The sequence below is a fragment of the Klebsiella sp. X1-16S-Nf21 genome (assembly GCF_002837615.1).
In the GTDB taxonomy this organism is placed as follows: domain Bacteria; phylum Pseudomonadota; class Gammaproteobacteria; order Enterobacterales; family Enterobacteriaceae; genus Klebsiella; species Klebsiella variicola.
Genome location: NZ_PJDK01000046.1, coordinates 1 through 26437, shown reverse-complemented (window position 1 = coordinate 26437; position 26437 = coordinate 1). Strand labels below are relative to the sequence as shown.

Annotated in this window: 21 protein-coding genes, 1 tRNA gene and 2 pseudogenes; 9 read left to right on the top strand and 15 right to left on the bottom strand. The window is 58.1% G+C overall.

The window, feature by feature from the left end:
- Positions 1 to 13 precede the first annotated feature (13 nt).
- The 13 genes and pseudogenes from CW267_RS19635 to CW267_RS19570 all read right to left on the bottom strand — a co-directional run bounded on the left by CW267_RS19635 (position 14) and on the right by CW267_RS19570 (position 14102).
- Positions 14 to 806 (bottom strand): annotated as a pseudogene (locus CW267_RS19635) (cellulose synthase operon protein YhjQ/BcsQ).
- A 1-nt stretch (position 807) separates the two neighbouring features.
- Entirely contained in the window at positions 808 to 1344 is a 537-nt protein-coding gene (bcsO, locus tag CW267_RS19630) for a cellulose biosynthesis protein BcsO (RefSeq protein WP_016161937.1), read from the bottom strand.
- Positions 1345 to 1660: 316 nt separating this feature from the next.
- Positions 1661 to 1834 (bottom strand): annotated as a pseudogene (locus tag CW267_RS30735) (hypothetical protein); the annotation flags it as partial.
- Between the two features lie 24 nt (positions 1835 to 1858).
- On the bottom strand, positions 1859 to 2872 hold the full coding sequence (dppF, locus tag CW267_RS19625; RefSeq protein ID WP_012540348.1) for a dipeptide ABC transporter ATP-binding subunit DppF: 1014 nt from the start codon (positions 2870 to 2872) through the stop codon (positions 1859 to 1861).
- A complete protein-coding gene (gene dppD, locus CW267_RS19620) occupies positions 2869 to 3852 on the bottom strand; it encodes a dipeptide ABC transporter ATP-binding protein (RefSeq protein WP_012540347.1) in 984 nt (327 codons plus the stop codon). The genes dppF and dppD overlap by 4 nt, the downstream gene beginning before the upstream one ends.
- Before the next feature lie 10 nt (positions 3853 to 3862).
- The gene (gene dppC, locus CW267_RS19615) at positions 3863 to 4765 is read right to left on the bottom strand and encodes a dipeptide ABC transporter permease DppC (protein ID WP_012967081.1); all 903 of its coding nucleotides are present in this window, start codon (positions 4763 to 4765) and stop codon (positions 3863 to 3865) included.
- Positions 4766 to 4774: 9 nt separating this feature from the next.
- Positions 4775 to 5794: a dipeptide ABC transporter permease DppB gene (gene dppB, locus CW267_RS19610; protein ID WP_008806900.1), complete on the bottom strand. Its 1020-nt coding sequence runs from the start codon at positions 5792 to 5794 to the stop codon at positions 4775 to 4777.
- A gap of 134 nt (positions 5795 to 5928) precedes the next feature.
- A complete protein-coding gene (gene dppA, locus CW267_RS19605) occupies positions 5929 to 7536 on the bottom strand; it encodes a dipeptide ABC transporter periplasmic-binding protein DppA (protein WP_012540345.1) in 1608 nt (535 codons plus the stop codon).
- 836 nt (positions 7537 to 8372) lie between these two features.
- Positions 8373 to 8449, bottom strand: a tRNA-Pro gene (locus CW267_RS19595).
- A gap of 119 nt (positions 8450 to 8568) precedes the next feature.
- Positions 8569 to 9963, bottom strand: a complete 1395-nt coding sequence (locus CW267_RS19590) for an ankyrin repeat domain-containing protein (protein WP_048963933.1) — start codon at positions 9961 to 9963, stop codon at positions 8569 to 8571.
- A 196-nt stretch (positions 9964 to 10159) separates the two neighbouring features.
- Positions 10160 to 11833 (bottom strand): kdo(2)-lipid A phosphoethanolamine 7''-transferase, encoded by a 1674-nt coding sequence (gene eptB / locus CW267_RS19585; protein WP_016161940.1) that lies wholly within the window; start codon positions 11831 to 11833, stop codon positions 10160 to 10162.
- 242 nt (positions 11834 to 12075) lie between these two features.
- The gene (locus CW267_RS19580; protein WP_012540343.1) at positions 12076 to 13281 is read right to left on the bottom strand and encodes an MFS transporter; all 1206 of its coding nucleotides are present in this window, start codon (positions 13279 to 13281) and stop codon (positions 12076 to 12078) included.
- Positions 13282 to 13520: 239 nt separating this feature from the next.
- Positions 13521 to 14102 carry an autotransporter outer membrane beta-barrel domain-containing protein gene (locus CW267_RS19570; RefSeq protein ID WP_162493230.1) on the bottom strand — a complete coding sequence of 194 codons (582 nt, stop codon included), beginning with the start codon at positions 14100 to 14102 and terminating at the stop codon, positions 13521 to 13523.
- 206 nt (positions 14103 to 14308) lie between these two features.
- Between CW267_RS19570 and tag the strand changes: the two genes are divergently transcribed.
- On the top strand, positions 14309 to 14890 hold the full coding sequence (gene tag, locus CW267_RS19565; RefSeq protein ID WP_012540342.1) for a DNA-3-methyladenine glycosylase I: 582 nt from the start codon (positions 14309 to 14311) through the stop codon (positions 14888 to 14890).
- Complete coding sequence (locus CW267_RS19560) at positions 14868 to 15308, top strand: N-acetyltransferase (RefSeq protein ID WP_008806893.1); 441 nt, start codon at positions 14868 to 14870, stop codon at positions 15306 to 15308. The genes tag and CW267_RS19560 overlap by 23 nt, the downstream gene beginning before the upstream one ends.
- Here CW267_RS19560 and CW267_RS19555 read toward each other — a convergent pair.
- Complete coding sequence (locus tag CW267_RS19555; RefSeq protein ID WP_032740322.1) at positions 15277 to 17607, bottom strand: molybdopterin guanine dinucleotide-containing S/N-oxide reductase; 2331 nt, start codon at positions 17605 to 17607, stop codon at positions 15277 to 15279. The two genes, CW267_RS19560 and CW267_RS19555, sit on opposite strands and share 32 nt — an antisense overlap.
- A 167-nt stretch (positions 17608 to 17774) precedes the next feature.
- Here CW267_RS19555 and CW267_RS19550 point away from each other — a divergent pair, with 167 nt between their 5' ends.
- The 6 genes from CW267_RS19550 (at position 17775) to ghrB (ending at position 23738) form a co-directional block, all read left to right on the top strand.
- On the top strand, positions 17775 to 18437 hold the full coding sequence (locus CW267_RS19550) for an OmpA family lipoprotein (RefSeq protein WP_002921917.1): 663 nt from the start codon (positions 17775 to 17777) through the stop codon (positions 18435 to 18437).
- Positions 18438 to 18540: 103 nt separating this feature from the next.
- Positions 18541 to 19557 (top strand): LacI family DNA-binding transcriptional regulator, encoded by a 1017-nt coding sequence (locus CW267_RS19545; protein WP_008806891.1) that lies wholly within the window; start codon positions 18541 to 18543, stop codon positions 19555 to 19557.
- A 111-nt stretch (positions 19558 to 19668) separates the two neighbouring features.
- The gene (locus CW267_RS19540; protein ID WP_008806890.1) at positions 19669 to 20418 is read left to right on the top strand and encodes a sugar phosphate isomerase/epimerase family protein; all 750 of its coding nucleotides are present in this window, start codon (positions 19669 to 19671) and stop codon (positions 20416 to 20418) included.
- Positions 20419 to 20421: 3 nt separating this feature from the next.
- Positions 20422 to 21357, top strand: a complete 936-nt coding sequence (locus tag CW267_RS19535; protein ID WP_008806889.1) for a sugar kinase — start codon at positions 20422 to 20424, stop codon at positions 21355 to 21357.
- A 104-nt stretch (positions 21358 to 21461) separates the two neighbouring features.
- Entirely contained in the window at positions 21462 to 22742 is a 1281-nt protein-coding gene (locus CW267_RS19530) for an MFS transporter (RefSeq protein WP_008806888.1), read from the top strand.
- A 24-nt stretch (positions 22743 to 22766) separates the two neighbouring features.
- Positions 22767 to 23738, top strand: coding sequence for a glyoxylate/hydroxypyruvate reductase GhrB (gene ghrB / locus CW267_RS19525; RefSeq protein ID WP_012540338.1), 972 nt, complete (start codon positions 22767 to 22769; stop codon positions 23736 to 23738).
- A gap of 108 nt (positions 23739 to 23846) precedes the next feature.
- Here the strand turns inward: ghrB and CW267_RS19520 are convergent, their stop codons facing one another.
- Entirely contained in the window at positions 23847 to 24557 is a 711-nt protein-coding gene (locus CW267_RS19520) for a DUF3053 domain-containing protein (RefSeq protein ID WP_012540337.1), read from the bottom strand.
- Positions 24558 to 24998: 441 nt separating this feature from the next.
- Between CW267_RS19520 and CW267_RS19510 the strand changes: the two genes are divergently transcribed.
- On the top strand, positions 24999 to 26354 hold the full coding sequence (locus CW267_RS19510) for an MFS transporter (RefSeq protein WP_008806885.1): 1356 nt from the start codon (positions 24999 to 25001) through the stop codon (positions 26352 to 26354).
- The last annotated feature ends 83 nt before the right edge of the window (positions 26355 to 26437 follow it).

Genomic DNA, 26437 nt, shown 5'->3' with positions numbered 1-26437 from the left:
GCCCTGCAATAAGTTAAAGCCCTGACATGCGTGGCTGGCTGTGCACCGTGCCATCGCCAATGTGGATACCCAACAGCGAAGATATTTTTTTAGCCATGATTTCAATATCAAAGGCCGCTGCGGAGGAGGCGTTGAAGTCCAGGATCGACTTCTGCGAGGCATTAGCCTCTACCACGCTTTCATCACGATGGATCACGCCAAGCAGTCGCTCGCCCAGTTTCTCTTCCATCAGGCTGGTGACGTCCCGGCTGACCTGGCGACGGCTATCGCTTTGGTTTATGACGAAATAGTGCCCGTGCTTGTGATTCAGCGCCCCGCCGGTCAGGCGCTGCTTTTCCACGTGCGCCAGGGTCGACATTGAGGCGGTATCCGCCAGCAGCGGGATCAGATGCAGATCCGCCAGCCCCGCCAGGGCCTTCAGCGCCGGTGAAGGCCCTGGCGGCATATCGGCGATGGTGATAAGCCCGGGATAGTTGAGCAGCGCCGACAGACCGCGCTGGAGAAAATGGTCATTGTGGGTCAGTTGCTCATCAAACGCCTGACGCTGCGCTTCGCTCACTTCGCCGTAAGGCAGGACGAAAATATTGCTGCCGGCGCTCAGCACACACTGGCTCCAGTCATGCAGTTCCAGCGCCTTCGCCACGTAGCCCCGCTCATCGCTCAACGGCACGCCAAAATGCAAACGCAGCGCATTCTGGACGTCAAAATCCAGCGCCAGGACTTTGCTGCCGGTCCGCGCCAGCGAATAAGCTAAATTGGCCGCAAGGGTCGTTTTCCCCACGCCACCTTTCGGTGAACAGACGCAAATCAACGGCATGTAGCGATCCTTTCCAGAAGAGATTTCAAAGGCTGGTCTTTATTTTTCGCCACCGGCTCCGCGGTTTTTGCCGCGAACAGGTGGGCATAGTTGTCGGCGCCCGGCGCAGGCCGCGGGGCCATCCTCGGCGGCGGGGACATCACCGGTTCAGGTACTGGCGTCGCTGCCAAGGGCTCTGACGTCATCGCCGGCGCCGGAGCGACAGGTTCCGGCATTGCAGGTTCTGCGACCGGCAGTGGGATCGCGGCAATAACTGGGGGGACTGGCGCAACCGGAGGTGATGCTGGCGCGGCGACCACAGGGTCGACACGCTGGAAGAGATCCGCAGGCACGGGCTGCGGCAGCGGCGCGGAGACCGACCCTCCCAGCGCCAGAGAAGCGGGTTTCCCGGCGTCGGGATTCAGCTGATTGAGGATCGCCCAATCCCCATGTTCCCGCGTGGCGGCTTGCGAAGAAAGATCCTGAAATTTGAGGTTTTGCGTCCGCGTTTTTTCTTGAAAGCGCTGCAGATCATCATAATGGTTCATTGATAACCTCATGATTTTAAAAATTTCATATTAAGTTTGTTGTTATTTTCTGGGTATATTAAAAATATCGTGATGCTTCTGGTATGGCAGATAAAGCGCCGGTGGTGACGTACCAATACACACGATTGACAGGGTTATAATAGTTTAGAATTTGATTTTTGGGATGATTCCACGGCAGAAGTATCGCTACACTAACACTTCCCTTTCAGAAGGATAGCCCCATTTTTTAGGTATGCGTATATCCTTAACCCCCGCAACCATCGCGCTTCCCAGTCGTTTTTATATAAAAGTATTACGCCATGATGAAATCATAGCGTCAGTTGAGCGAAAGAATAAACCTGAACCATTTTAATTTCTCTTTAATTCTATAAAAATGGACTGAAAGGCTTATTTTTTCGGATAATCGACGAAGAATGCTCCGAGAGTATGGCAGAAACTGCGGTAATAAACGGTGTTGCCAGGTTTCCTCTCCGGCGGAAGAGAAACTCCCGGTCCTGGGACCGGGAGTGTGCCATCAGGCGTGGGGTTTTTGCGGATTCTCATCCTGATCGACGGCAAAGCAGGCTACCAGCTGGCCGCCGTAATCCTTAAGCTGCGGCTGAAGCTGGGTGCAGGGACCAAAGCGTCGACGGCAGCGCGCGTTAAAGGCGCAGCCCGGCGGTGGGTTCAGCGGGCTCGGCAGTTCGCCGGTCAGCTTGATCCGCTCGCGCCGATCGTCCGGATTCAGACGCGGCGTCGCCGACAACAGCGCCTGGGTGTACGGATGACGCGGATTGTTGAAGATCTGGTCCTTGGTGCCCTTCTCCACGCAGCGGCCGAGATACATCACCATCACTTCATCAGCGATGTGCTCGACGACCGACAGGTCGTGGGAGATAAACACGTAGGACAGCCCTAAATCCTGCTGCAGATCCATCATCAGGTTCAGCACCTGGGCACGTACCGAAACGTCCAGCGCGGAAACCGGCTCATCGGCAATCACCACGTCCGGATCCAGCATCAGCCCGCGGGCAATAGCGATACGCTGGCGCTGACCGCCGGAAAACATATGCGGGTAGCGATCGTAATGCTCGGTTTTCAGGCCGACCTTCGCCATCATCGCCAGCGCTTTTTCACGGCGCTGCTCTTTACTCAGGCTGCTGTTAATCAACAGCGGCTCTTCCAGAATCTGCCCCACTTTTTTACGCGGGTTTAGCGAACCATACGGGTTCTGGAACACAATCTGGATTTTCTGCCGCCGCAGCTTCTGCGCCTGCGGGTCGTGCTTAAGCAGATCCTGCCCCTGATAATACAGCTCACCGCCGGTGGGGATCTCAATCATTGTCAGCAGACGACCGAGGGTCGATTTGCCGCAGCCCGACTCCCCCACCACCGCCAGCGTTTTACCACGCTCAAGGGTAAAGGAGACGCCGTCCAGTGCTTTCACCAGTCGTTCCGGGGCGAATATTCCCTTCTTCACCGGGTAGTGTTTTTTCAGATCAATGGCCTGCAATAGCGGTTGTTGCGCGGCGGCCTTTTGCGTACTCATAATCCAGGCCTCCCGGCATCATCGAGTGGGTAGTGACATTTAGACTGACGGCCGCCGGTAAGATCCGCGAGCGCGGGCTCTTCGCTCCGGCATTTATCCGTGGCATAGGGGCAGCGCGGGTTCAGCAGACAGCCGACAGGACGGTCATATTTCCCCGGCACCACGCCCGGCAGCGACGCCAGACGCGCCTTATCCTGGGCGAACTCCGGCAGCGCGCGCAGCAGCGCCTGGGTGTACGGATGACGCGGCGCGCGGAAGATATCCTTCGCATCACCGGTCTCCACCACCTGACCCGCATACATGACGATAATTTTATGCGCCGCCTCGGCCACCAGCGCCAGGTCGTGGGTGATCAGCACCAGCGCCATATTCTCTTGCTGCTGCAACTCCAGCAGCAGCTCGATGATCTGCGCCTGAATAGTCACGTCCAGCGCGGTGGTCGGTTCATCGGCAATCAGCAGTTTTGGCCGACAGGCAATCGCCATCGCGATCATCACGCGCTGACTCATCCCGCCGGAAAGCTGGTGCGGGTAAACGTCGAGCCGCGACGCCGGATCGGGAATGCCCACCAGGTTCAGCAGGTCGATGGCCCGCTGACGGCGAGTTTGCTTATTGCCGCCCTGATGAACTTTGATCGCTTCCATAATCTGGTAGCCGACGGTATAGCACGGATTGAGGCTGGTCATCGGATCCTGGAAGATCATCGCCACTTCCGCCCCCACCAGCTGACGCCGCTCTTTTTCAGAGATGCGCTGCAGGTCGCGGCCATTGAACTCCAGTTTGTCCGCCATCACCCGGCCGGGATAGTCAATCAGGCCCATAATCGCCAGCGAACTGACGGATTTACCGGAACCGGACTCCCCCACAATACCGACCACTTCACCCTGATTCACGCTATAGCTGATGCGGTCTACGGCGCGGAACGGCGCGTTCTCATCGCCGAAATGCACCGATAATTTATCTACATTTAATAACGCCATCTCGAACCTCTTACTGCTTCAGTTTGGGATCGAGCGCGTCACGCAGACCGTCACCCATCAGGTTAAATGCCAGCACCGTCAGCAGGATCGCCACGCCCGGGAAGGTCACCACCCACCAGGCGCTTTGCGCGAACTGCAATACGTCGGAGAGCATGGTGCCCCACTCAGGCGTCGGCGGCTGCGCGCCCATGCCGAGGAACCCCAGCGCTGCCATGTCGAGAATGGCGTTAGAAAAGCCCAGCGACGCCTGAACGATCAGCGGCGCGAGACAGTTGGGAAGAATATTGACGAACATCTGGCGCATCGCGCCGGCGCCCGCTACGCGGGAAGCGGTCACGTAGTCGCGGTTGACCTCCACCAGCACCGCGGCGCGCGTCAGACGCACATAGTGCGGGAGCGCCACGAAGGTTAGCGCCAGCGACGCGTTGACGATAGATGGCCCGAAGATAGCCACCAGCACCAGCGCCAGCAGCAGGCTCGGCAGCGCCAGCATAATATCGACGACGCGCATGATGATGGAATCCACCGCCCCGCCGAAATAGCCCGCCACCAGACCGAGCACCACGCCAAGGATCAGCGACAGGACCACCACCAGGCAGCCCACCAGCAGCGACAGGCGGGCGCCGTACATCAGACGCGACAGAATATCGCGGCCCACGTCGTCGGTGCCGAGCAGATGCGCCAGGCTGCCGCCATCCTGCCAGAACGGCGGCGCCAGCAGCGAATCACGGAACTGATCCGCCGGGTTATACGGGGCGAGGAAGTTGGCGAACACCGCGATGATAATCATCACCGCCACGTATACCAGACCGACGACCGCGCCTTTGTTGCGTTTGAAATAGTGCCAGAACTCCTGCAGCGGGGTCATTGGCACCGGTGCAGCAATCGCTTTATTCTCAGAAACTTGTGACATGATGGCCCCTTACTTCTTATGCCGGATACGCGGGTTCACCACGCCATACAGCAGGTCGACCAGCAGGTTGACGAGGATAATCATCGTCGCCACCAGCAGCACCCCGCCCTGCACCACCGGATAATCGCGACGCTGCAGCGCGTCGATCAGCCAGCGGCCTAAACCAGGCCATGAGAAAATGGTTTCCGTCAGGATGGCGCCCGCCAGCAGCGTGCCCACCTGCAGGCCAATGACCGTGACCACTGGCAGCATCGCGTTGCGCAGCGCGTGGACCACAATCACTCGCATCCGGGTCAGCCCTTTGGCGCGCGCGGTACGAATATAGTCTTCGCCGAGCACTTCCAGCATCGACGAACGGGTCATACGCACAATCACCGCCAGCGGGATGGTGCCCAGCACGATAGCTGGCAGGATCATATGCATTAAGGCGTCAATAAAGTCGCCCTGCTCGCCCCAGATGGCGGTGTCGATCAGCATGAAGCCGGTCAGCGGCAGAGTATCGTCAAGGAACACCGTATCGCTGATACGCCCGGAGACCGGCGTCAGATTCAGCTGCACCGAAACCAGCATAATCAGCATCATGCCCCACCAGAAGATAGGCATCGAGTAGCCGGTCAGCGCCAGACCCACGGCGGTGTGGTCAAAGATGGAGCCGCGTTTTACCGCAGCCAGCACGCCCACCGGAATACCGACGGCGACAGCGAAAATCATCGCGCAAACGCCCAGCTCAAGGGTGGCTTTAAAGCGCGGGACAAACTCTTGCCACACGGGAATTCGGCTTTTCAGCGAGATGCCTAAATCACCGTGCAGTACGCCCCAAATGTAATGGGCATATTGCTGCCACAGCGGCTTATCAAGGCCCATTTCGGCCAGCAGCTGCGCGTGACGCTCGGGGGAAATACCACGTTCACCCGCCATAATCATCACCGGATCGCCGGGGATCATATGGACGAAGGCAAAGGTGAGAAGGGTGATACCGATAAATGTCGGGATGACGAGTCCCAGACGTCGGAGAATAAACTGCAACATAACCCGGATTCTCTCTAGTGACGCCCCGCCTGGCGACAGGGCGTCTGTATTGCTCACAAAAGCATTCCCCGGAATAGCGGGAATACGCCCCCTACCTCTTCCTCGCGGGGAGAGGAGGTCAGGCATCGTGCTTATTATTCGACGGAGACGTTATCGAAGTGGTGTTTGCCCAGCGGATCCACCACATAGCCTTTGACTTCTTTACGCACCGGCTCATAGACGGTGGAGTGGGCGATGATCAGCGCCGGAGCCTGGTCATGCATCACTACCTGAGCCTGTTTGTACAGTTCAATACGCTTGTTGTGGTCGTCGGTAGCGCGGGCCGGCTGAATCAAATCTTCAAACGGCTTATAGCACCAGCGCGAGTAGTTGGAGCCGTCTTTCGCTGCGGCGCAGCTGAACAGGGTCGCGAAGAAGTTATCCGGATCCCCGTTGTCGCCGGTCCAGCCCATCATTACGGTCTGGTGCTCGCCCGCTTTCGCCCGCTTCAGATATTCACCCCACTCATAGGTAACAATCTTGGCCTGGACCCCGACTTTCGCCCAGTCAGCCTGGATCATTTCAGCCATACGGCGAGCATTCGGGTTGTACGGACGCTGTACCGGCATCGCCCACAGGTCGATGGTGAAGCCTTTTTCCAGGCCCGCTTCTTTCAGCAGCTGTTTCGCCTTCTCCGGATCGTAGGTGTAGTCCTTAACGTCGTCGTTATAGCCCCACATGGTCGGCGGGATCAGGTTCTTCGCCGCCTGGCCTGCGCCCTGGTAAACGGCTTTGATGATCGCTTCTTTGTTCACCGCGTAGGTCAGCGCCTGACGAACTTTGACGTCGTCCAGCGGTTTCTTCTCGGTGTTGAAGGAGAGATAACCGACGTTCAGGCCCGGCTGTTCCAGCAGGGTAATGTTCTTATCTTCCTTCATGCGCGCGATGTCCGCCGGGTTCGGGTACGGCATCACCTGGCACTCATTTTTCTGCAGTTTGGCATAGCGCACGGAAGCGTCCGGGGTGATGGAGAAGACCAGACGATCGATCTTCGGCTTGGTACCCCAGTAGCCCGGGAAGGCTTTATACAGAATGCGGGAATCTTTCTGGTACTGCAGCAGCTGGAATGGGCCGGTACCGATTGGATTGAGGTCCACTTTTTCCGGCGTGCCAGCTTTCAACATGTTATCGGCATACTCTTTCGACAGGATGGAGGCGAAGTCCATGGCCAGGTCAGCGAGGAACGGCGCTTCCGGGCGAGTCAGGACGAACTGGACGGTTTTATCGTCCACTTTCTTCACTTCGCTAATCAGGTCCGGTAACCCCATCCCTTCAAAGTATTCATAGCTGCCGCCAGAAACTTTATGGTACGGGTTATTGGTATTCTTCTGGCGATCGAAGGAGAACACGATGTCATCGGCGTTCAGGTCACGGGTGGGTTTGAAGTCTTTATTATCTTGCCACTTCACGCCCTGGCGCAGATGGAAAGTATAGGTTTTGCCATCAGGACTGACTTCCCATTTCTCAGCAAGCCCTGGAATAACTTCCGTGGTACCGGTTTTAAATTCGACCAGGCGGTTATAGATCGGTACGGAACTGGCGTCATAGGTGGTGCCAGAGGTGAAGAGCTGTGGGTTAAAGCCTTCCGGCGAGCCTTCAGAACAATAAACCAGGGTTTTCGCTTGCACGCTGGCGGCGACGGTCATGGCGACCAGGCTCAGACCAAGCTTCAGCATCCCTGATTTCTTCAAGGAAATACTCATTATTCTGCTCCAAAACTGTGATGTTGTTTGCATATATCCGCCGGACCTTTATTTATTTTTATTCGTCCTATTTCAAACAACGGATGCGTTGGCTGCGCTCGATCATCCCAGTCACATCGTTATCTATGCTCAGGGGAGCTCGTACACTTGCCGCCTTTCCGCAGCTCGAACTATTTAGAATATACCCGGTCCAGTCGGTGGTGCCCGAAGGCGTAGAGAGAGATGGGGATTCCTTTCGCAAAAACGACTGAGTTGCAGTACGGATTCTCCATGAAATGCCCCTCATGCCCTACAATCTGTCAACAGAATGGGGAAACGTCAATACAGCCAGCCGGGTTTTACATCCAGCGTGAGAAACGGCAGGCAAAGATTAAAAAAACTTCAAGGCGCTATTTTCAGCAGAGAAATTTATGCTACGGGTCAATAAGCAGAATAATGACCTTAATAATTTGCAACACGCAGAGGGAAACAATTCCAACAAATGAGAAAAATTTCTTGCCGTGTGACCAATATGTGAGCGATTAATAGCGCGAACGTTAAAGCGCACAGCGGAAAATGCTACATTTAGCCATAAGCTTCGCGAAAAAAGATCTGTTCATCGATAAAAAAATGCAATGGAAGATGTCACAAAATAGCGAATAGCTGGCTGGAAACGTGGGTAAAGTCGTTTATTGTGATTTTGGTGGAATTTTTGGCCAGTGGCGCACTGATGATGCCCGGCGGCGCTGCGCTTGCGCGGGCCTACGGAACACAAGTCGAACTCTGCCCCCGGAGGTTCTCATCCTCACAGGCCTCAGATGCAAAAAAGCCTGCTCGTTGAGCAGGCTTTTCGAATTTGGTCGGTGATAGAGGATTCGAACCTCCGACCCCTTCGTCCCGAACGAAGTGCGCTACCAGGCTGCGCCAATCACCGAATGCGGGGCGCATCTTACTGCTGGGATGCCTACCCGTCAATGCCTTATTTTCAAAAAATCGCTCAACCGGCGAGAAACTCAGCAGCCTGAGCAGCGAATCGCCGGTTGGTCATCGTTTTCAGCGGCAGGTCACCTCAAACGCTTTGCGATACTCGGATACCTTACAGGTCACCGGCTCACCGAGATAGGTCGAGCCCGCCGGGTTGAATTTAAATTCCCCCAGCAGCATCGTCAGTTCCCCCAGCTCCGGGCAGGATTGCTGATGACGCATAATATCCGGGCGGGTATCGTTATTCACCGCGCGGGCGATGTCGCTGTATGCCAGCTTGTCGGCAAAGGCATTAGCACAAAACTGCAGTTCGCTTTGCGCCATATGCGCGGCCTGCCCCTTCAGCTCGGCATGCTGCGCCAGCAGCAGCTGGCGAACCTCGCCGGCCCGGCTGTAGCCGATCGCCGTATAGCCGGCCTTATTGCTGAGGTTGACGCTGGCGCCAGCCTCAAGCAGCGCCTCGACATTGGCTTTATTATTCATTTTGACCGCCAGCATCAGCGGGCTAAGGTCGTTGGCGGAGAGCTGGTCCACCTTTGCGCCGCGCTGCACCAGCGCCGCGATCACCGCAGGCGCCCCCTGACCCGCCGCCACCTGCAGTGCCGTGAGTCCTTCACGGTTGGGCTTATCCACCTCCACACCGGAGGCCGACAGCGCCAGCACCAGATTGGGATCATCCCCCGCCGCCGCCAGCATCAGCGGGGTGGTGCCGGATTTATCCGCCAGGCTGGTGTCCGCCCCGGCGTTGGCCAGCGTCGTGATGGTTTCCGCCGAACGCGCGTGATCGACCGCGAGGAAAAAGGCCGATTCCCCTGACGCATTGACGGCCTTCACGTCCGCCCCATGCCTGATCAGCAGCGCCACAATTTCGTCGACGTTCTTCTTAAACGCGCCGGGCGCCAGTTGTAACGCCATGTCTTCGGTCATCAGCGCGCGGTTACCCGTCGCCAGCGATTTCGCCGCCGTTGCGCCGACAATTTTATCCAGCGCGCTCTCCTTCTCGACAGGCGCATCGGGCTTTTTCATCGCCAGAATATGCTGATAGTCGTTTCTGACGTCCCCGCCGTCGGCAATGGCGGACATCAATGCCGTACTCTTCTCGACGCTGGTCTGATTTACCGACGCGCCGGCCTGGAGAAGATCGCCGATAATCGCGGCATCGCTGCCGCGCGCCGCCGCCAGCATCAGCGCCGTGACGCCCTGGCGCGTCTGGAGATTCGGCTTCGCCTGACGCTTAAGCAGTAACGCTACCACATCACGACGATTTTCCGCGGCAGCGACCATCAGGCCACTTAAGCCGGTTTTATCCTGACCATCCACATCAATGCCGTTATTCAGCATGGCTTCGATCGTCGCTGGCGCATCGTATTTACAGGCCAGCAGGAACTGGCTGGTCTCTTCCTCAGACTGGCAGCCCGCGAGCATCAACAGGCACAGTAAGGCCAACCCCTTTATCACCTTCATCCTTTCTCTCCATGAAAAGTTCGTGCACAGGGGGAGCGAGAAAACTGGAGGGTAATCAAAGAAGAAGAGGCAACCTGCCAGACACATCCACTGTGCGAAAAAAATCCCTCGCGCGGCGTCTGCCGGCGAGGGATTAGCTTATCCTGGGCTCAGGAAGGGAGAACAGACCCGAGAATCTGAAAATAAACCCCGTGCCTTACTTTTTCCACCGGCACCAGTTGTTATTCTCATTGATCCCGCCATCCGGCGAGGTATAGCCGAGACAGCCCATAATGGTGTCATACAGCTCGACGTGACGGCGCGGCACCTTCATCGCAGCCTGCTGCTGCAGATGGGCAAACGCGGCGGCATGATCGGGGTTCTCCAGGTATTTATCCGACATCCACACCATCATCGGCACGCGGAACTGCTCCGGCGGCGCCATCTTGCGCGGCGTTCCGTGCAGGTGTTCGCGTTCATTAATCGACTCCCCATGATCGGCGGCATAGAACACAATCGCTTTCTTATCCCGCAGCTGGTCGAGGACGCTGACGATAAAGTGATCGACGTAGGTCACGCTGTTATCGTAGGAGTTAATCAGCTCCGCTTTCGAGCACTTGTTGTCGACGCCGACGCACTCCGGTTTCCACTGGGCGAAGCTGCGCGGGTAGCGTTGGGTGTAGTTAAAGTGAGACCCTTTGGTGTGGAGAATGATCAGGTGCTTACCGGAGGCGTTGCCCTGCGCCATACCGCGTTTCATCTCCTCCACCAGCAGCATATCGTCAACGCTCTTACCGCGGTTGCGCGGCTCGGCGCCAATTTGCTCGCGGTAGGCGATATTGTTGGCCATCGTGTTGCTGTAAAACCACATCTCGCTCTGCATGGCATAGAGATTGCCGTTGAAGCCCAACTGATGAAGCACGGCAAAGACGTTCTGCTCTTTGAGCGTCCGCTGCGGGTTATCCTCCGCCCCGCCCTGACGCACAAACATGCAGCGTAACGACAGCTTGGTGGCGGTATCGCAGGAGTAGCCGCGGAAGGCGACAAGATTCTTCTCTTTCTCCAGCTCTGGCGTGGTATTGCGGCTATAGCCAAGGATGCCCATATGGTCCCAGCGGGTCGTTTCGCCAATGATAAACACCACGTAGGTGTCATCCAGGCCTTCCGGCGCGACGTAGGTAAACTTCTTCGCCGGGTTAATCAGCGATTTATTATCCGAGGATTCATCTACCTGCGCCCAGGCGTACAGCCCCAGCGCCGACAGCCAGTTTGATGGCAGATAGGAGTTGGCGATCACCCCGCCATAGCTCGGCATATCCACTTCCGAATGGCGCTCCACATCATGCTGACGCAGCTCAAGCAGGCGAATGGGACCCCAGACGATGAGCCCGGCCAGCACGACGATCAATACGTTTTTAACCCGCTGACCCGGGGTGCGCAGTTGGCGCAGCAGCGTATGGCGGCAGCGGTTGCTCCAGATGAACAGCAGCGGCGGCGCGCTCACCACCACCAGCCAGAGGATCAGGTGCCAGCCAATGACCTCTTTCGACAGGTCGATATCGGTGGTCATCACCGAAGCGATAATTCCGTAGCCAATCACCACATTGAGGAACGTCATGTAGTAACTGGCGGCGGCGGAAAACAGGACAATCAGCGTCGCCAGAATGCGCCAGATGCGGCGACCAAACAGTGACAGCAGACGTAACAGGAAGAAGGTGACAAAGACCGTGGCGACCAGTTCAACGACACCGGAAAGCCCTTTCCAGAAAGTGAACTCTTGAGCATAACCATCGAAACGCCGGAAAAAAACGGCGATGTTCATAAACCAGCCGATGTACAGCGCCAGCCAAAAACTAAGCTTCTGCTGCGTCATCGTTCTAATATATTTCATGCAAGCAAACCTGGAAAAAGAAGAATAAAACACCGCCTGACGCTGTGGCACGAGTCAGTAGGCTAATAGGGTGCGTTAGGGTTGGTTATCAGAAACCTCTACAAAGCGCGATAAGTAGACCACAGGGAACGGAAAAAGTATCAGGAGGGAATGTGATCCAGCCAAACATTTACAAAACATTTGGCTGGATTGGCACTATTTGCTTAGGGGATTAACCAGGGGCACGTTTCACGCTGCAGGTTTCAGGCGTGCGCCTCGCTATAAACACTGCCTTTCGGCTGACGGATGGTGGTGGACAGCGCCAGCGACAGAATCAGCAGGGCGAAGATCACGCAGAAGGTCACGTAGAAGCCGCCGAACAGCGAAGCGATGAGAGAGCCGCAGATGCTGCCGATACCAAAGCCCAGATAAATCACGCCGTAGTTTTTCGCCAGATTGTTCAGGCCAAAGAACTCACTCACCAGCGACGGGAAGACGGTGATGGTGCCGCCGAAGTTAAAGGCGACGCAGGCGATGGCGGCGAAGAAAGTCATGGCATTCAGCGGGGCGAACAGCAGCGCGGCCATCCCTACCAGCGACACGATCTGACCGAGGGTAATCACACGAATGCGGGAGATCTTGTCGGACAGGATGCCTAACACCAGGCGGCCGCTAAGGTTAGCAATCGAGATAACGGTTACCGCGTTTGCCGCCGTGGCGACATCCAGGTGGACCATCCCCTGGGCAATATCTTTCGCCACGCCAATCACGTACAGTCCGCTCATGCAGGCCGTCAGGAACATCACCGCCAGCATCCAGTACTGCGGTTTGCGCATCGATTCGGCGAGAGTAAAGTCATTTTCCACAACGCCGTTGGCCGCGGTGGTCGCCGTATGATTCGGCGCATCTTTCATCAGGGTCGCGCCAAAGACGATCATCACCAGCACGATAGCGCCCCAGATGACGAAGGTTTTTTCCAGGCCGACGGTGGCCAGCAGATGGGAATCAATGAATTTGAACCCCAGGCTGCCGAGCCCATAGGAACCAATGGAGAAAGCAGAGATCAGCCCTTTACGCTCCGGGAACCACTTCACGCAGTTCGACAGAGTCAGCAGATAGCCGGCGCCGTCCGCCAGCCCCACCAGCACGCCCGCGCTCAGCCACAGCATCATCAGACTGTTGGAGTGCGCGGTCAGGAAGAAGCCCAAACCGAGCAGTATCCCGGAGGCCATGGTCACACGCTTAACGCCAAAGCGTTCCTGCAACTTCCCGGCGACCGACGAGGAGAGCGCCAGCCCGAGGCTCAGCAGGCCAAAGGAGAAAGCCACCTGGCTGACCGGCTCGCCCAGTTTGTCAGACAGCGAACTATTAAACAGGCTCCAGGTATAGACCGAACCGAGAGCAAATTGGGTGATGATGGTGCCGATTAACGTAAGCCAGCGGGTCGATTGACGGTTTGCAGCGTTCATAGCAGTTGTCCTGATAAATTAACTGCCGCCACAATAGCGAAGGCCCCTCATCCTGTGGGGAAAAAGGCATGAACTGCCACCAGCAGGGAATGAAATGCATTAATGGCGGAACGAATGACATTGCAAAACATTCATTCCGCGAATTTCAGGAAAAAAGTTAGTGTGCGCTATCTCACAGAAATGCGCCATTACTGAGATTTAACAATAACCGCGTCGTTTCAAACGCGTAACAATATCGGTCAAAAGTTGGCGCTGACGCCCATCAGATAGAGCGTATTTTCCCCGGATGGGACATTGTCCGCCTGCGACAGCGTCGCCCATGCCGCAACATGGGATCCCAACCGCATATCGGCGCCCAGGGTGACATCACTCCAGCCGCCCTCTCTGGCGCGGGTCGTCGGCGACCAGGCATCGCTGGTAAGCGACTGGTTATAGCTCACCTGAGCCCAGGGATGCACGCCCCACAGCGACTGATAATCCATGCGCCAGCCGAGCGTGTTGACATACCCCGTCTCGCCAGCGCTTCTCGTCACTGGCGCGGTGACGTCACTGCGCAGGCTGGCCACCGGCCCGGAGGTCATGCCATTTGCCAGCAGATAATTCCAGCCAACGCTCTGACCACGGCTGCTGTCCGGTGGCGCCAGCGCCTGGTTTAATGCCAGCCCGCCAGGCGTCTCTGAGGACTTCATCCGCTCAGCGAGAATATCTTCGTAACGTGGTTGGTGATCGCTATCCCATGTATAGCGTTCCGGCGTATTACTTTTTGTATCGATAGCGATATATTCCTGTTGCCAGGCATTCGCTCCAGAGACACACGTCATCCAGACGGATACGCTCGCCGGGAACAAGAAGCCCCGGAGGCCATTGCATTTCTTTATTATCATTAATGCGACTCCAGAAAAGAGCCGAATCGGCAATATTGCTGTGTTTTTTTTGGGGATACGATTTCCCTGTATTAACTATTATCTTTATCTTTCAGCCGTCAAGCCGGGGCGTCCACTTTTTTAGCGCAGAGGGAGAAATAGCTATGCAACGTTGCGGATGGGTGAGTCAGGATCCGTTATATATCGAATATCACGATACCGAATGGGGTGTGGCGCAAAAAGAGGGCCGCCAGCTGTTTGAAATGATCTGCCTGGAGGGCCAGCAGGCCGGTTTGTCATGGATCACGGTGTTAAAAAAACGGCAGAACTACCGTCAGGCTTTTCACCACTTCGACCCGGTGCGCGTGGCAGCGATGGGGGAAGACGATGTCGAGCAGTTGCTGCAGAATGCCGGCATCATTCGCCATCGGGGAAAAATCCAGGCCATTATCGGCAATGCCCGCGCCTATCTGGCGATGGAAGAAAATGGCGAGTCGTTCACTGATTTTGTCTGGTCCTTCGTCAACAATGAGCCGCAGGTGACCTGCGCCGCGACGCTGGCGGAGATCCCCACCACGACGCCGGCCTCCGATGCGCTGTCGAAGGCATTGAAAAAACGCGGCTTTAAATTTGTCGGCTCGACAATCTGTTATTCCTTTATGCAGGCCTGTGGGCTGGTCAACGACCATATCACCGGCTGCTTCTGTCACCCTGGAGGTCAGGATGATCCGCAAGTGGGACACTAAAGATACCGCGCCGCTGCTGGCCCTGTGGCTGGACAGCACGATTCATGCCCATCCTTTTATCAGCGAAAGTTACTGGCGCGACAGCGTCGCGGTGGTACGGGATGTCTATCTTCCCGCCGCCAGCACCTGGGTCTGGGAACGCGATGGGGAATTAAAAGGCTTTGTTAGCGTGCTGGACTCCCGCTTCGTCGGCGCGCTGTTTGTCGCGCCGGACGCCATCCGCCAGGGCATTGGCCGGGCGCTGCTGGATGAAGTCAAACAGCACTACGCCTGGCTTAGTCTCGAGGTTTACCAGAAGAACGAATCGGCGGTCAGTTTCTACCATGCGCAGGGCTTCCGGATTGAAGACTGCGCATGGCAGGACGACACTCAGCACCCGACGTGGATTATGCGTTGGCCGGCGGATCAAATGCTGTAAGCGGCAGCGTCGGGCCGGTATATTTCTCCAGCCACGCCAGGGCGGTGTTCCCGGCACAGCCGTTGCCCAGCCGGGATGTCGGGATATCTTTGGTTAAGACATTCACCGCCCCGTTTTTGCAGATGCCCACCCGCGGATCCAGGTCGGGCCATGCCCCTTCATGCAGGCAAATCACCCCCGGGCGGATCCCCTCCGTCACCACCGCGCCGGCCAGCACCTGACCACGGGCGTTCCACACCCGCACCAGATCGCCATCGGCAATTCCCCGGGCCCGGGCATCCTGCGGATGAATAGTCACCGGTTCGCGTCCGGCGACAGCATAGCGTTCGCGCAGCGCGGTGTGGTTCAGTTGACTGTGCAGACGGTGGGCCGGATGGGCCGACAGCAGCTGCAGCTGCCCCGCCTCAGCGTTGCCATGCCACTCGTCGGGCTCCAGCCACATCGGGTGCGGCGGGCAATCGGCGTAGCCAAAGGCGGCGATGGTCGGCGAGTGGATCTCAATTTTACCGCTCGCCGTTTTCAGCGGATTAGCCTGCGGATCGGCGCGGAAGGCGGCGAAGCGCGCAAAACGGGCATTCTCCGGCTCCTCTGGCATCTCAATCAGCTGGTTAGCCTGCCAGAATTCGGCAAACGGCGGCAGCGTCACCTGCTGGTGAGCCCCGCGCTGGGCGGCGATCTGATAGAAGGTCTCCAGCCACTGCAAATCACTCTTCCCTTCGGTGAAGCGCTCGCGGCCGCCCACCTCCCAGCGTTCGCTGAGGTCGGCAAAGACCGCGAAATCGTCGCGCGCTTCATCTCGCGGGGCGACCACCTGCTTCATCGGCACCAGATGCTGATTGCTGTAATCTCCAGTCATGGTCAGATCGTTGCGCTCAAACGAGGTGGTCGCCGGCAGGACGATATCGGCATGGCGCGCGGCGGCGGTCCAGAAGCATTCGGAGATGACGATCAGCTCCGGCTTCTGCCAGGCCTGAATCAGGCGGTTGGTGTCCTGATGATGAGTAAAGTTGGCCCCGCCGGCCCACCAGATAAAGCGAATATCGGGGAAGCGACGCGCCATGCCGTTGTGCTGATACTCTGCCCCCGGATTCTCCAGCGCCTCGACGATCCGCGCGACCGGGATCTTCTCCACCGCGTCCACGCCCCCGGCGACGCTTCCCTGCATCGAGCCCAGTACCGCCGCGCGGCGCGTCGGGTTGCCGCCGTTGGCGAAATGATAGGAAAGACCAAACCCGCCTCCCGGGGTGCCAATCTGCCCCAGCATGGCGGCCAGGGTGACCAGCATCCAGTGCTTCTGCTCGCCATACTGCTGGCGCTGCATGCCCCAGCCAGACATCAGCATGGTGGTATTTTCATGGAAAATTTTCGCCAGTTCACGGATCTTATCCGCTTTCACGCCGCAGATCGCCGCCGCCCAGTCAGCGGTTTTCGCTACGCCGTCGCTTTCGCCGGTCAGATAGCGGGCAAAAATATCGTAGCCGCTGGTGCAGCGGGTAAGAAACGCATCATCCTGCCAGCTATTCTCCACCAGCGTATGGGCGATCCCCAGCATCAGCGCGACATCGGTGCCCATATGCGGCGCGATCCATTCCATCGAATCGCCAAAGAAATCGACGGTTTCCGATCGCATCGGATCGATGCAGATCAGGCGCTTACCGCTCTGGCGCAGCCGGTCGAACCACGGGATCCCCTGCTCGTCGGAGGCGTTCCAGGCAATTTTCAGCGTGTTCAGCGGGTTGGCGCTCCACAGCACCACCACTTCGCTGTGCTCGAGCACCAGCGGCCAGCTGGTCTGCTGCTGATACACCTCATTCCCGCCCACGACGTAAGGCATGATCGCCTGCGCCGCGCCAGTGGAGTAATCGCCAAGATGGCCGGTATAGCCGCCCGCCAGGCTCATGTAGCGCTGCAGCAGGGTGGCCGCCTTATGCAGGACGCCGTTAGAGCGCCAGCCGTAGGAGCCGGCGAAAATCGACTGCGGACCGTAGCTTTCGCGGATCCGCCGATGCTGGGCGTCAATTAAATCCAGCGCCTGATCCCAGCTCACCCGCACGAATTCATCCTGACCGCGGACCCCCTGGGGCTTGTCCGGTGAAGCAAGGAAGCCTTTGCGCACCATCGGATAGCGCACGCGGGTTTTGCTGTGGACCTGATCGCGCACCGCCGTTTGCAGCGAGTTGGCAAACGGTGTCGCCAGCGCGCCGCGGGAAGAGAGGACGTTTTCACCGTCCGTTTCCACCAGCATCGGTCCCCAGTGGGCGGCGGTTAAGATGGTTTTGGTTGCAGATGAGGTTGGCAAGGGCGGCTCCTGGTCAGCGAATGCAGGTGTCATGACGGCGTGATGGGCAACCGTTCAATGTTATTTACAAAATGAGATGGTATCCGGGGAATTTTCTACGTAATCACGCGTCATAATCAACCGTCACGTTCGCTGTGACAAAGAATAAAAAGGATTAAGGACATTAAATGAAAAAACGCGTACTTATGATTGCGGCGCTGGTCAGCGGCACTCTGGCCATTTCTGGCTGCACCACCAACCCCTATACCGGTGAACGTGAAGCAGGTAAATCCGGTATTGGCGCAGGTATTGGCTCCTTAGTGGGCGCTGGCGTCGGCGCGCTCTCCTCTTCCAAACATGACCGCGGCAAAGGCGCGCTGATTGGCGCAGCGGCCGGCGCGGCGCTCGGCGGCGGCATTGGTTACTACATGGACGTGCAGGAAGCGAAGCTGCGCGACAAAATGCAGGGAACCGGGGTCAGCGTGACGCGAAATGGCGACAATATTGTGCTGAACATGCCGAATAACGTCACCTTCGACAGCAATAGCGCCAACCTGAAGCCGGCCGGCGCCAACACCCTGACCGGCGTGGCCATGGTGCTGAAAGAGTACGAGAAAACCGCTGTTAACGTCGTCGGCTACACCGACAGCACCGGCAGCAAGGATCTGAATATGCGTCTGTCGCAACAGCGTGCAGACAGCGTCGCCAGCGCGCTGATCACTCAGGGCGTGGCGGCCAATCGCATTCGCACCACCGGCATGGGGCCGGCGAATCCTATCGCCAGCAACAGCACGGCGGAAGGCAAAGCGCAGAACCGTCGCGTGGAAATTACCCTCAGCCCGCTGCAATAAGCGCATCCTCATGTCGCCCGGCAGCCGCTCTGCCGGGCAAAATGCTTGATATCGCTATTTTTCGCGCTAAGGTGTTGGCAGATTTTCAGCAAAGGAAGCCACCATGGCGAAAGCGGCGCGTGCAACTATCAGCGATGTGGCGAAAGCCGCAAAGACCGGCAAAACCAGCATTTCACGTTATCTTAACGGCGAGAAGCATCTGCTTTCCGACGATCTGTTATCACGTATTGAAAAAGCCATTGCCGAACTCGACTACCGCCCCAGCCTGATGGCCCGCGGCCTCAAGCACGGCCGAACCCGCCTTATTGGCCTGATCATCGCCGATATCACCAACCCCTACTCGGTCAATGTCATGAGCGGCATTGAAGCGGCCTGCCGGGAAAAAGGCTTCACCCTGCTGGTGTGTAATACCAATAACGAGCTGGATCAGGAACTGCACTACCTGGACCTGCTGCGCAGCTACCAGGTGGAAGGCATCGTGGTCAACGCAGTCGGTATGCGGGAGGATGGCCTGAACCGCCTGCAGCAGTCGGCCCTGCCGATGGTGCTGATTGACCGTAAAATCCCCGACTTCGCCTGCGATGTGGTCGGGCTTGATAACGCCCAGGCCGCCACCACCGCCACCGAACACCTGGTGGAGAAAGGGTTTGAGGCCATCCTGTTTCTCAGCGAACCGCTGGGCTCGGTGAATACCCGCCGCGAGCGTCTGAGCGCTTTTCGCGCTACCCTCACTCGTCACCACGGCGTGGTGGCTGAAAACGCCGAAGTGCAGCTCAACGACGGCGCGATGATGGACAACGTCCTGCGCCAGTTCCACGCCCGTCACCGCGGGATGCGCAAAGCGGTCATCTCCGCCAACGGCGCCCTGACGCTGCAGGTGGCCCGCGCTCTGAAGCGCGTCGGCCTGATCTGGGGGAGCGATATCGGCCTGCTGGGCTTCGACGAACTGGAGTGGGCGGAGCTGGCTGGCGTCGGTATTACCACCCTCAAACAGCCGACGTGGCAGATCGGCTACGCCGCGGTCGAACAGGTGATTCGGCGCATTGCCGGCACTAACGACCCCATCCGCGAGCGGGTCTTCTCCGGCGAGCTTATCGTCCGCGGATCAACCTCTCGTTAACGATCCTTCGTGATGCCGATCATAAATTAAACATCTCGCCCTTTCTTATGGAACCGATACCATCTAGCGTATTAAGGAGATTAAGCAACAAACGCCGGGAGTAAGAGCGCGATGGCCAGAAAAATTATTGTCGTTACCGCTGCGTATGGTAATGACCATGTTAAATCCTTAGGCGGCCAGGCCGCTGTCCTGCCGTTCATCGCCGACGCCGGTGCGGACGGTGTCGAAATCCGCCGCGAGCTGTGCAGCGCGGAAGAGCTCAACGCTCTGCCGTCGCTGGCGGCCACCATTGAGCGCCACGGCCTGCTGGCCTGCTACTCCGCGCCGCAGGCGCTGTTCGCCGATAACGGCGAGCTCAACCCGGAACTCCCGGCGCTGCTCGCGGAAGCGCAAACCCTTAACGCCCTGTGGCTAAAGCTCTCCCTTGGCCATTTCCTTCACAATCAGCAGTTGGATGAGCTGCGCGAGATCCTCCGCGACAGCGGCATGGCGTTGGTGGTAGAGAATGACCAGACCGACTGCGGCCAGCTGGCGCCGATGCAGCGCTTCAAAGCCGCCTGCAGGGTCCATCAGTTGCCGGTCACCTTAACGTTTGATATGGGCAACTGGCTGTGGGTCGGCGACTCGCCGGAAGAGGCGGCACGCCACCTTGCGCCGGCGGTCAGCTATATTCATGTGAAAGCGGCGGAGCCTCATCATGAGAAATTCCGCGCGGTACCGCCGGATCAGGCCGCCGATCGCTGGCTGGCCCTGCTCGATAATCTTCCTGCCGACGCGCCGCGTGGAATCGAGTTCCCGCTGACTGGCCATGACCTGACGGCCGTGACCCGCCGCTACGTCAACCTGTTACGCGAGGATTAAGCCGTGGAAAATTTAGATGTCATCACCATCGGCGAAGCCATGGCCATGTTTGTCGCCACCGAAACCGGCGATCTGGCCGAGGTGGAGCATTTCATGAAGCGTGTCGCCGGCGCCGAACTGAACGTCGCCACCGGCCTGGCGCGCCTGGGTCTGAAGGTCGGCTGGGTCAGCCGCGTCGGCAACGACAGCTTTGGCCGCTTCGTACTGCAATCGCTGGCGAAAGAGGGGATCGATAGCCACGCTGTCGCCATCGACAACCGCTTCGCTACCGGTTTCCAGATGAAATCGAAAGTCGAAAATGGAACCGATCCCATTGTGGAGTATTTCCGCAAAGGCTCTGCCGCCAGCCATCTGTCGCCGGACGATTTTCGCGCCGACTACTTCACCAGCGCCCGCCATCTGCACCTAAGCGGCGTGGCCGCCGCGCTCTCTGAAAGCTCATATGCGCTGCTGGAGCATGCGGCGAAGGTGATGAAAGCCGAGGGAAAAACCCTCTCTTTCGACCCTAATCTGCGCCCGGTGCTGTGGAAAAGCGAAGCCGAGATGGTGGAGAAACTCAACCGTCTCGCCTTCCAGGCTGACTGGGTTTTGCCAGGCTTAAAAGAGGGCGTGATTCTCACCGGCCAGCAGACCCCGGAAGGGATCGCCGATTTTTATCTCTCCCGCGGCGTCAAGGCGGTAGTCATTAAAACCGGCTGCGACGGCGCCTGGTTCAAGAGCGCCAGCGGCGAACAGGGAACGGTTGATGCCATTAAAGTCGAAAACGTCGTCGATACCGTCGGCGCCGGCGACGGCTTTGCCGTCGGGGTGATTAGCGCCCTGCTGGAAGGCAAAACCCTGCTTCAGGCGGTGAACCGCGGCAATAAAATCGGTTCGCTGGCGATTCAGGTCCAGGGCGACAGCGAGGGGCTCCCCACCCGCGATGCGCTGGGCGAATAACATTTATACGCAACAATAACAGCCGTCCTGTACCCTACCTGCAGCGCGGCACAGCAGCGTCCGTTTCGACGGACGGATGTCACCTCATTGACAGAGGCAAGCCTATGAATAGCTCAACAAATGCAACGAAACGCTGGTGGTACATCATGCCTATCGTGTTTATCACGTATAGCCTGGCGTACCTCGACCGTGCCAACTTCAGCTTCGCCTCCGCGGCAGGCATTACCGAAGACCTGGGCATCACCAAGGGGATCTCCTCCCTGCTGGGGGCCCTGTTCTTCCTCGGCTACTTCTTCTTCCAGATCCCCGGCGCTATCTATGCGGAGCGCCGCAGCGTTCGCAAACTGATCTTTATCTGCCTGATCCTCTGGGGCGGCTGCGCCTCGCTGACCGGTGTTGTGCATAATATCCCGGCGCTGGCGGCCATTCGCTTTATCCTCGGCGTCGTCGAAGCGGCGGTGATGCCGGCGATGCTGATCTATATCAGCAACTGGTTCACCAAATCAGAGCGCTCTCGCGCCAACACCTTCCTGATCCTCGGTAACCCGGTGACGGTCCTGTGGATGTCGGTGGTCTCCGGCTACCTGATTCAGGCCTTCGGCTGGCGGGAAATGTTCATCATCGAAGGGGTGCCGGCAGTAATCTGGGCCTTCTGCTGGTGGGTGCTGGTAAAAGACAAACCGTCGCAGGTTAACTGGCTGGCGGAGAGTGAAAAAGCCGCGCTGCAGGAACAACTGGATCGTGAACAGCAGGGCATCAAAGCGGTACGTAACTATGGCGAAGCCTTCCGCTCCCGCAACGTGATCCTGCTCTGCGCGCAGTACTTTGCCTGGAGTATCGGCGTGTACGGTTTTGTACTGTGGCTGCCGTCGATTATCCGCAGCGGCGGCGAAAATATGGGGATGGTGGAAGTGGGCTGGCTCTCTTCTGTTCCCTATCTGGCGGCGACTATCGCCATGATCGTGGTCTCCTGGGCGTCCGATAAAATGCAGAACCGTAAGCTGTTCGTCTGGCCGCTGCTGCTGATTGGCGGACTGGCCTTCATCGGCTCCTGGGCGGTCGGCGCCAACCACTTCTGGGTGTCTTATACCCTGCTGGTGGTGGCCGGTGCGGCAATGTATGCGCCTTACGGCCCCTTCTTCGCCATTATTCCGGAAATGCTGCCGCGTAACGTCGCCGGAGGCGCCATGGCGCTGATCAACAGTATGGGCGCTCTGGGCTCCTTCTGCGGCTCGTGGTTTGTCGGCTACCTGAACGGTGCCACCGGCAGCCCCGCAGCCTCCTATATTTTTATGGGGGTGGCGCTTTTCGCCTCAGTATTGCTGACTTTGATTGTTAAGCCTGCTAATAATCAAAACATTCCGCTTGGCGCTCACCACGCCTGAACTATTTCTACTACGGAGATTCGCATGAAGCCGTCTGTCATTCTCTATAAAACGCTTCCCGACGACCTGCTACAGCGCCTGGAGGAGCACTTTTCCGTCACTCAGGTAAAAAACCTGCGGCCGGAGACCGTTTCGCAGCATGCAGAGGCCTTCGCCCAGGCTGAAGGCCTCCTGGGCTCCAGCGAAAAGGTTGACGCCGCGCTGCTGGAGAAGATGCCGAAGCTGCGTGCGACCTCTACCGTTTCCGTTGGCTATGACAACTTTGACGTCGAGGCGCTGAACGCTCGCCGGGTGCTGCTGATGCATACCCCGACCGTACTGACCGAGACCGTCGCCGATACGGTCATGGCGCTGGTGCTGAGCACCGCGCGCCGGGTAGTGGAAGTGGCGGAGCGCGTCAAAGCGGGCGAGTGGACGAAGAGCATTGGCCCGGACTGGTTCGGCAGCGACGTGCACCATAAAACCTTAGGTATCGTCGGCATGGGCCGCATCGGTATGGCGCTGGCGCAGCGCGCCCACTTCGGGTTCGGCATGCCGATCCTGTATAACGCGCGCCGCCAGCATCCGCAGGCGGAAGAGCGCTTCAACGCCCGCTATTGCGATCTCGATACCCTGCTGCAGGAAGCCGATTTCGTCTGCTTGATCCTGCCCCTGAGCGAAGAGACCCACCATCTGTTCGGTCAGGCGCAGTTTGCCAAAATGAAATCTTCCGCCATCTTCATTAACGCCGGACGTGGCCCGGTGGTGGACGAGCAGGCGCTGATCGCTGCTCTGCAGGCGGGTGAAATTCATGCTGCCGGCCTTGATGTCTTCGAACACGAACCGCTGGCAAAAGACTCGCCGCTGTTAACCCTACCAAACGTTGTCGCGCTGCCGCATATCGGCTCTGCCACCCATGAGACGCGCTACAACATGGCGGCCTGCGCGGTGGACAACCTGATCGATGCCCTGAACGGTAATGTAGAGAAAAACTGCGTTAACCCGCAGGTCAAATAAGCCATAAAAAAACCCGGGTAGCGGCGGCAATCGCCCTCCCCGGGTTCTTTTTGCATCTTATCCATCATCCTGCTCGTTCGCCGCAGCCAACGTCAGCCAGATGAGACATTAACGGGTGGCGTTCACCGCTGCCGTCCATGCCTGATTAAACGCCTGATGCTGCGCCGCCAGCGGCCCAATCAGCGCATTGTACTGGCTGGCCTGCTGCGAGGTGGGGAACTGAATGCCGTTGGCCACAAAGCTCACCTGGGTCCCCTGCTGAGCGACAAAATCCCCCACCTGAACCAGCTGCTGGGTAAAGATTTGCGCGGCCGGGATCAGCGGCTGCAGCGCGTCAGCTGGCGCGGTCACCACCTTGGCGTAAACCTGATCGAAGACCGGCTTAAGATCGTCAGCCTGCTTCAGAGCGCTATGCGCGGCATCGGCCTGCATTTTCGCATTCTGCAGCTGCTGGCTGAGCACGCCCAGCGCGCCGTTCGCCTGACGCAGCGGCTCACGCTGGGTCATATAGTCCTGCGGGACGCGGATAGCATTGACGCTGTCCACCACCGGGCGCAGACCAGCGTCCATCGCCTGGCTCACCTGCTGCGAGTAACCGTAGATCACCGCGTAGTCAGAGACAAAAGGCCCAAACTGTTTTTTCTGATCGGCGGTCAGCGTCGGCAGACGTTCACCGCTACGCATCGCCGTATTCTGCAGGAAGTCGATAAACGCTTTGCGCTGATCGCCTTCTTTATCAAAACACCCACTCAGGCTAACCACCATCAATAAGGCCGCCATAGCCGCAAACCAGCGAGAGCAGGACTTTCCTGTCGCCATTTTTTTACTCCTTTCAGCCAAAAAAAGCGCACAACGACACACACGTGCCAGACGCTGACAAGGATAGTCCAGCTCGGCCTCGCAGGATACCCTTTACTGCTAATCTTACGCAGGAAAAACGCCATTTCGCACGCCATCGTCGCGGTGTAGAACGTCTGTTATGCACATCACAAATATAGTCATCACATTCTGCGAGCGAAGTTTATATAATCATCTGATTTTTATGGAACTAAAAAAGTTTCCGTACGACGTGGCGTCCTAAAACGGACGATAATCGCACGCTTTGGCGCGCGCCTGCATTGCCTGCCCCCCACTTCAATGATTTGATGAATGAGCGATTAACGGCGATACGTTCGATTATCGCACAAATCAAACTCAATGACGCGAGGACGACGATAAAAACAGACCTCTGTCCCTCGCTCAGTCTGCCAGGAAAGCCGTATGACTAAGACAACCATCGACATTCAGGCCTTTATCAACGAGCACCCCTTCACCCGCTACCAGTGGATGATCCTTGCGCTCTGCTTTATCACCGTCGCGATGGACGGATTCGACACCGCGATCATCGGATTTATCGCCTCCGACCTGGTACAGGAATGGGGCGTGGAAAAATCGGCGCTCGGCCCGGTGATGAGCGCCGCGCTGGTGGGCCTGGCGGTCGGCGCCTTAACCGCGGGGCCGCTGGCTGACCGCATCGGCCGCAAAAAAGTGCTGATTATGTCGATCGTGGTGTTCGGCGGATTCAGCCTGCTTACCGCCTTCGCCACCAGCCTTAATCAGCTGACGCTGCTGCGTTTCCTGACCGGTCTCGGGCTCGGCGCGGCGATGCCGAATGCGGCCACCCTGATGAGCGAATATGCGCCGGAGCGCCGTCGGGCGCTGCTGGTGAACCTGATGTTCGTCGGCTTTCCGATGGGATCATCGCTGGGTGGCTTTTTATCCGCCTGGATGATCCCGCACTATGGCTGGCAGAGTGTGCTGGTGCTGGGCGGCGTGATGCCCCTCCTGCTGGCCGTAGCGTTAATTTTTCTGCTGCCGGAGTCTGCCCGCTATCTGGTGGTGAAGCAGCAGCCGGCGCAGCGCATTGCCGCCATCCTGAAACGCATCGCGCCGCTGCCGGAGGCGGTGGAATTTGAGCTGCGCGAAGCAGGCCAGGTGAAAGAGAAATCGGCCATCGGCGTCATTTTCTCCCCACGCTACGCGGTGGGTACCGTGATGTTGTGCCTGACCTACTTTATGGGCCTGCTGATTTTCTACCTCCTGACCAGCTGGCTGCCGCTGCTGATCCGCGAAACCGGCGCCTCGATGAGTCAGGCCTCCATCATCACCGCCCTGTTCCCGCTGGGCGGCGGGATTGGCGTACTGATCCTTGGCGCCCTGATGGACAAGATCAATCCCAACAAGGTGGTGGCCGTCGGCTGGTTGCTGACCGGCGTTTGCGTCTGCCTGGTGGGTTTCTCCACCAGCAGCCTGGTGCTGATGGGGGTGATGGTGTTTATCGCCGGTAGTATTATGAATGGCGCGCAGTCGTCGATGCCCGCGCTGGCGGCAGGCTTCTACCCGACGCAGGGGCGCGCCACCGGCGTCGCCTGGATGCTGGGTATCGGCCGCTTCGGCGGGATCCTCGGCGCGTTCAGCGGCGCCTTCCTGATGCAGGCGCAGCTCTCCTTTGAAACCATCTTCACTCTGCTGGCCATCCCGGCGTTCCTGTCAGCCCTCGCGCTGCTGATCAAATACCGGGTCAGTAAATCCGCGCCGGCGACGAAAGACGACGCGAGAGGTCTGCAGAAAGCCTGATTGTTAAGCCGGCGGCCCGCGCCGGCTTTGCCGCTTTTTTCTTATCCGTTTACAAAAATTTTCGAAGCCATCTCATCGCGTTA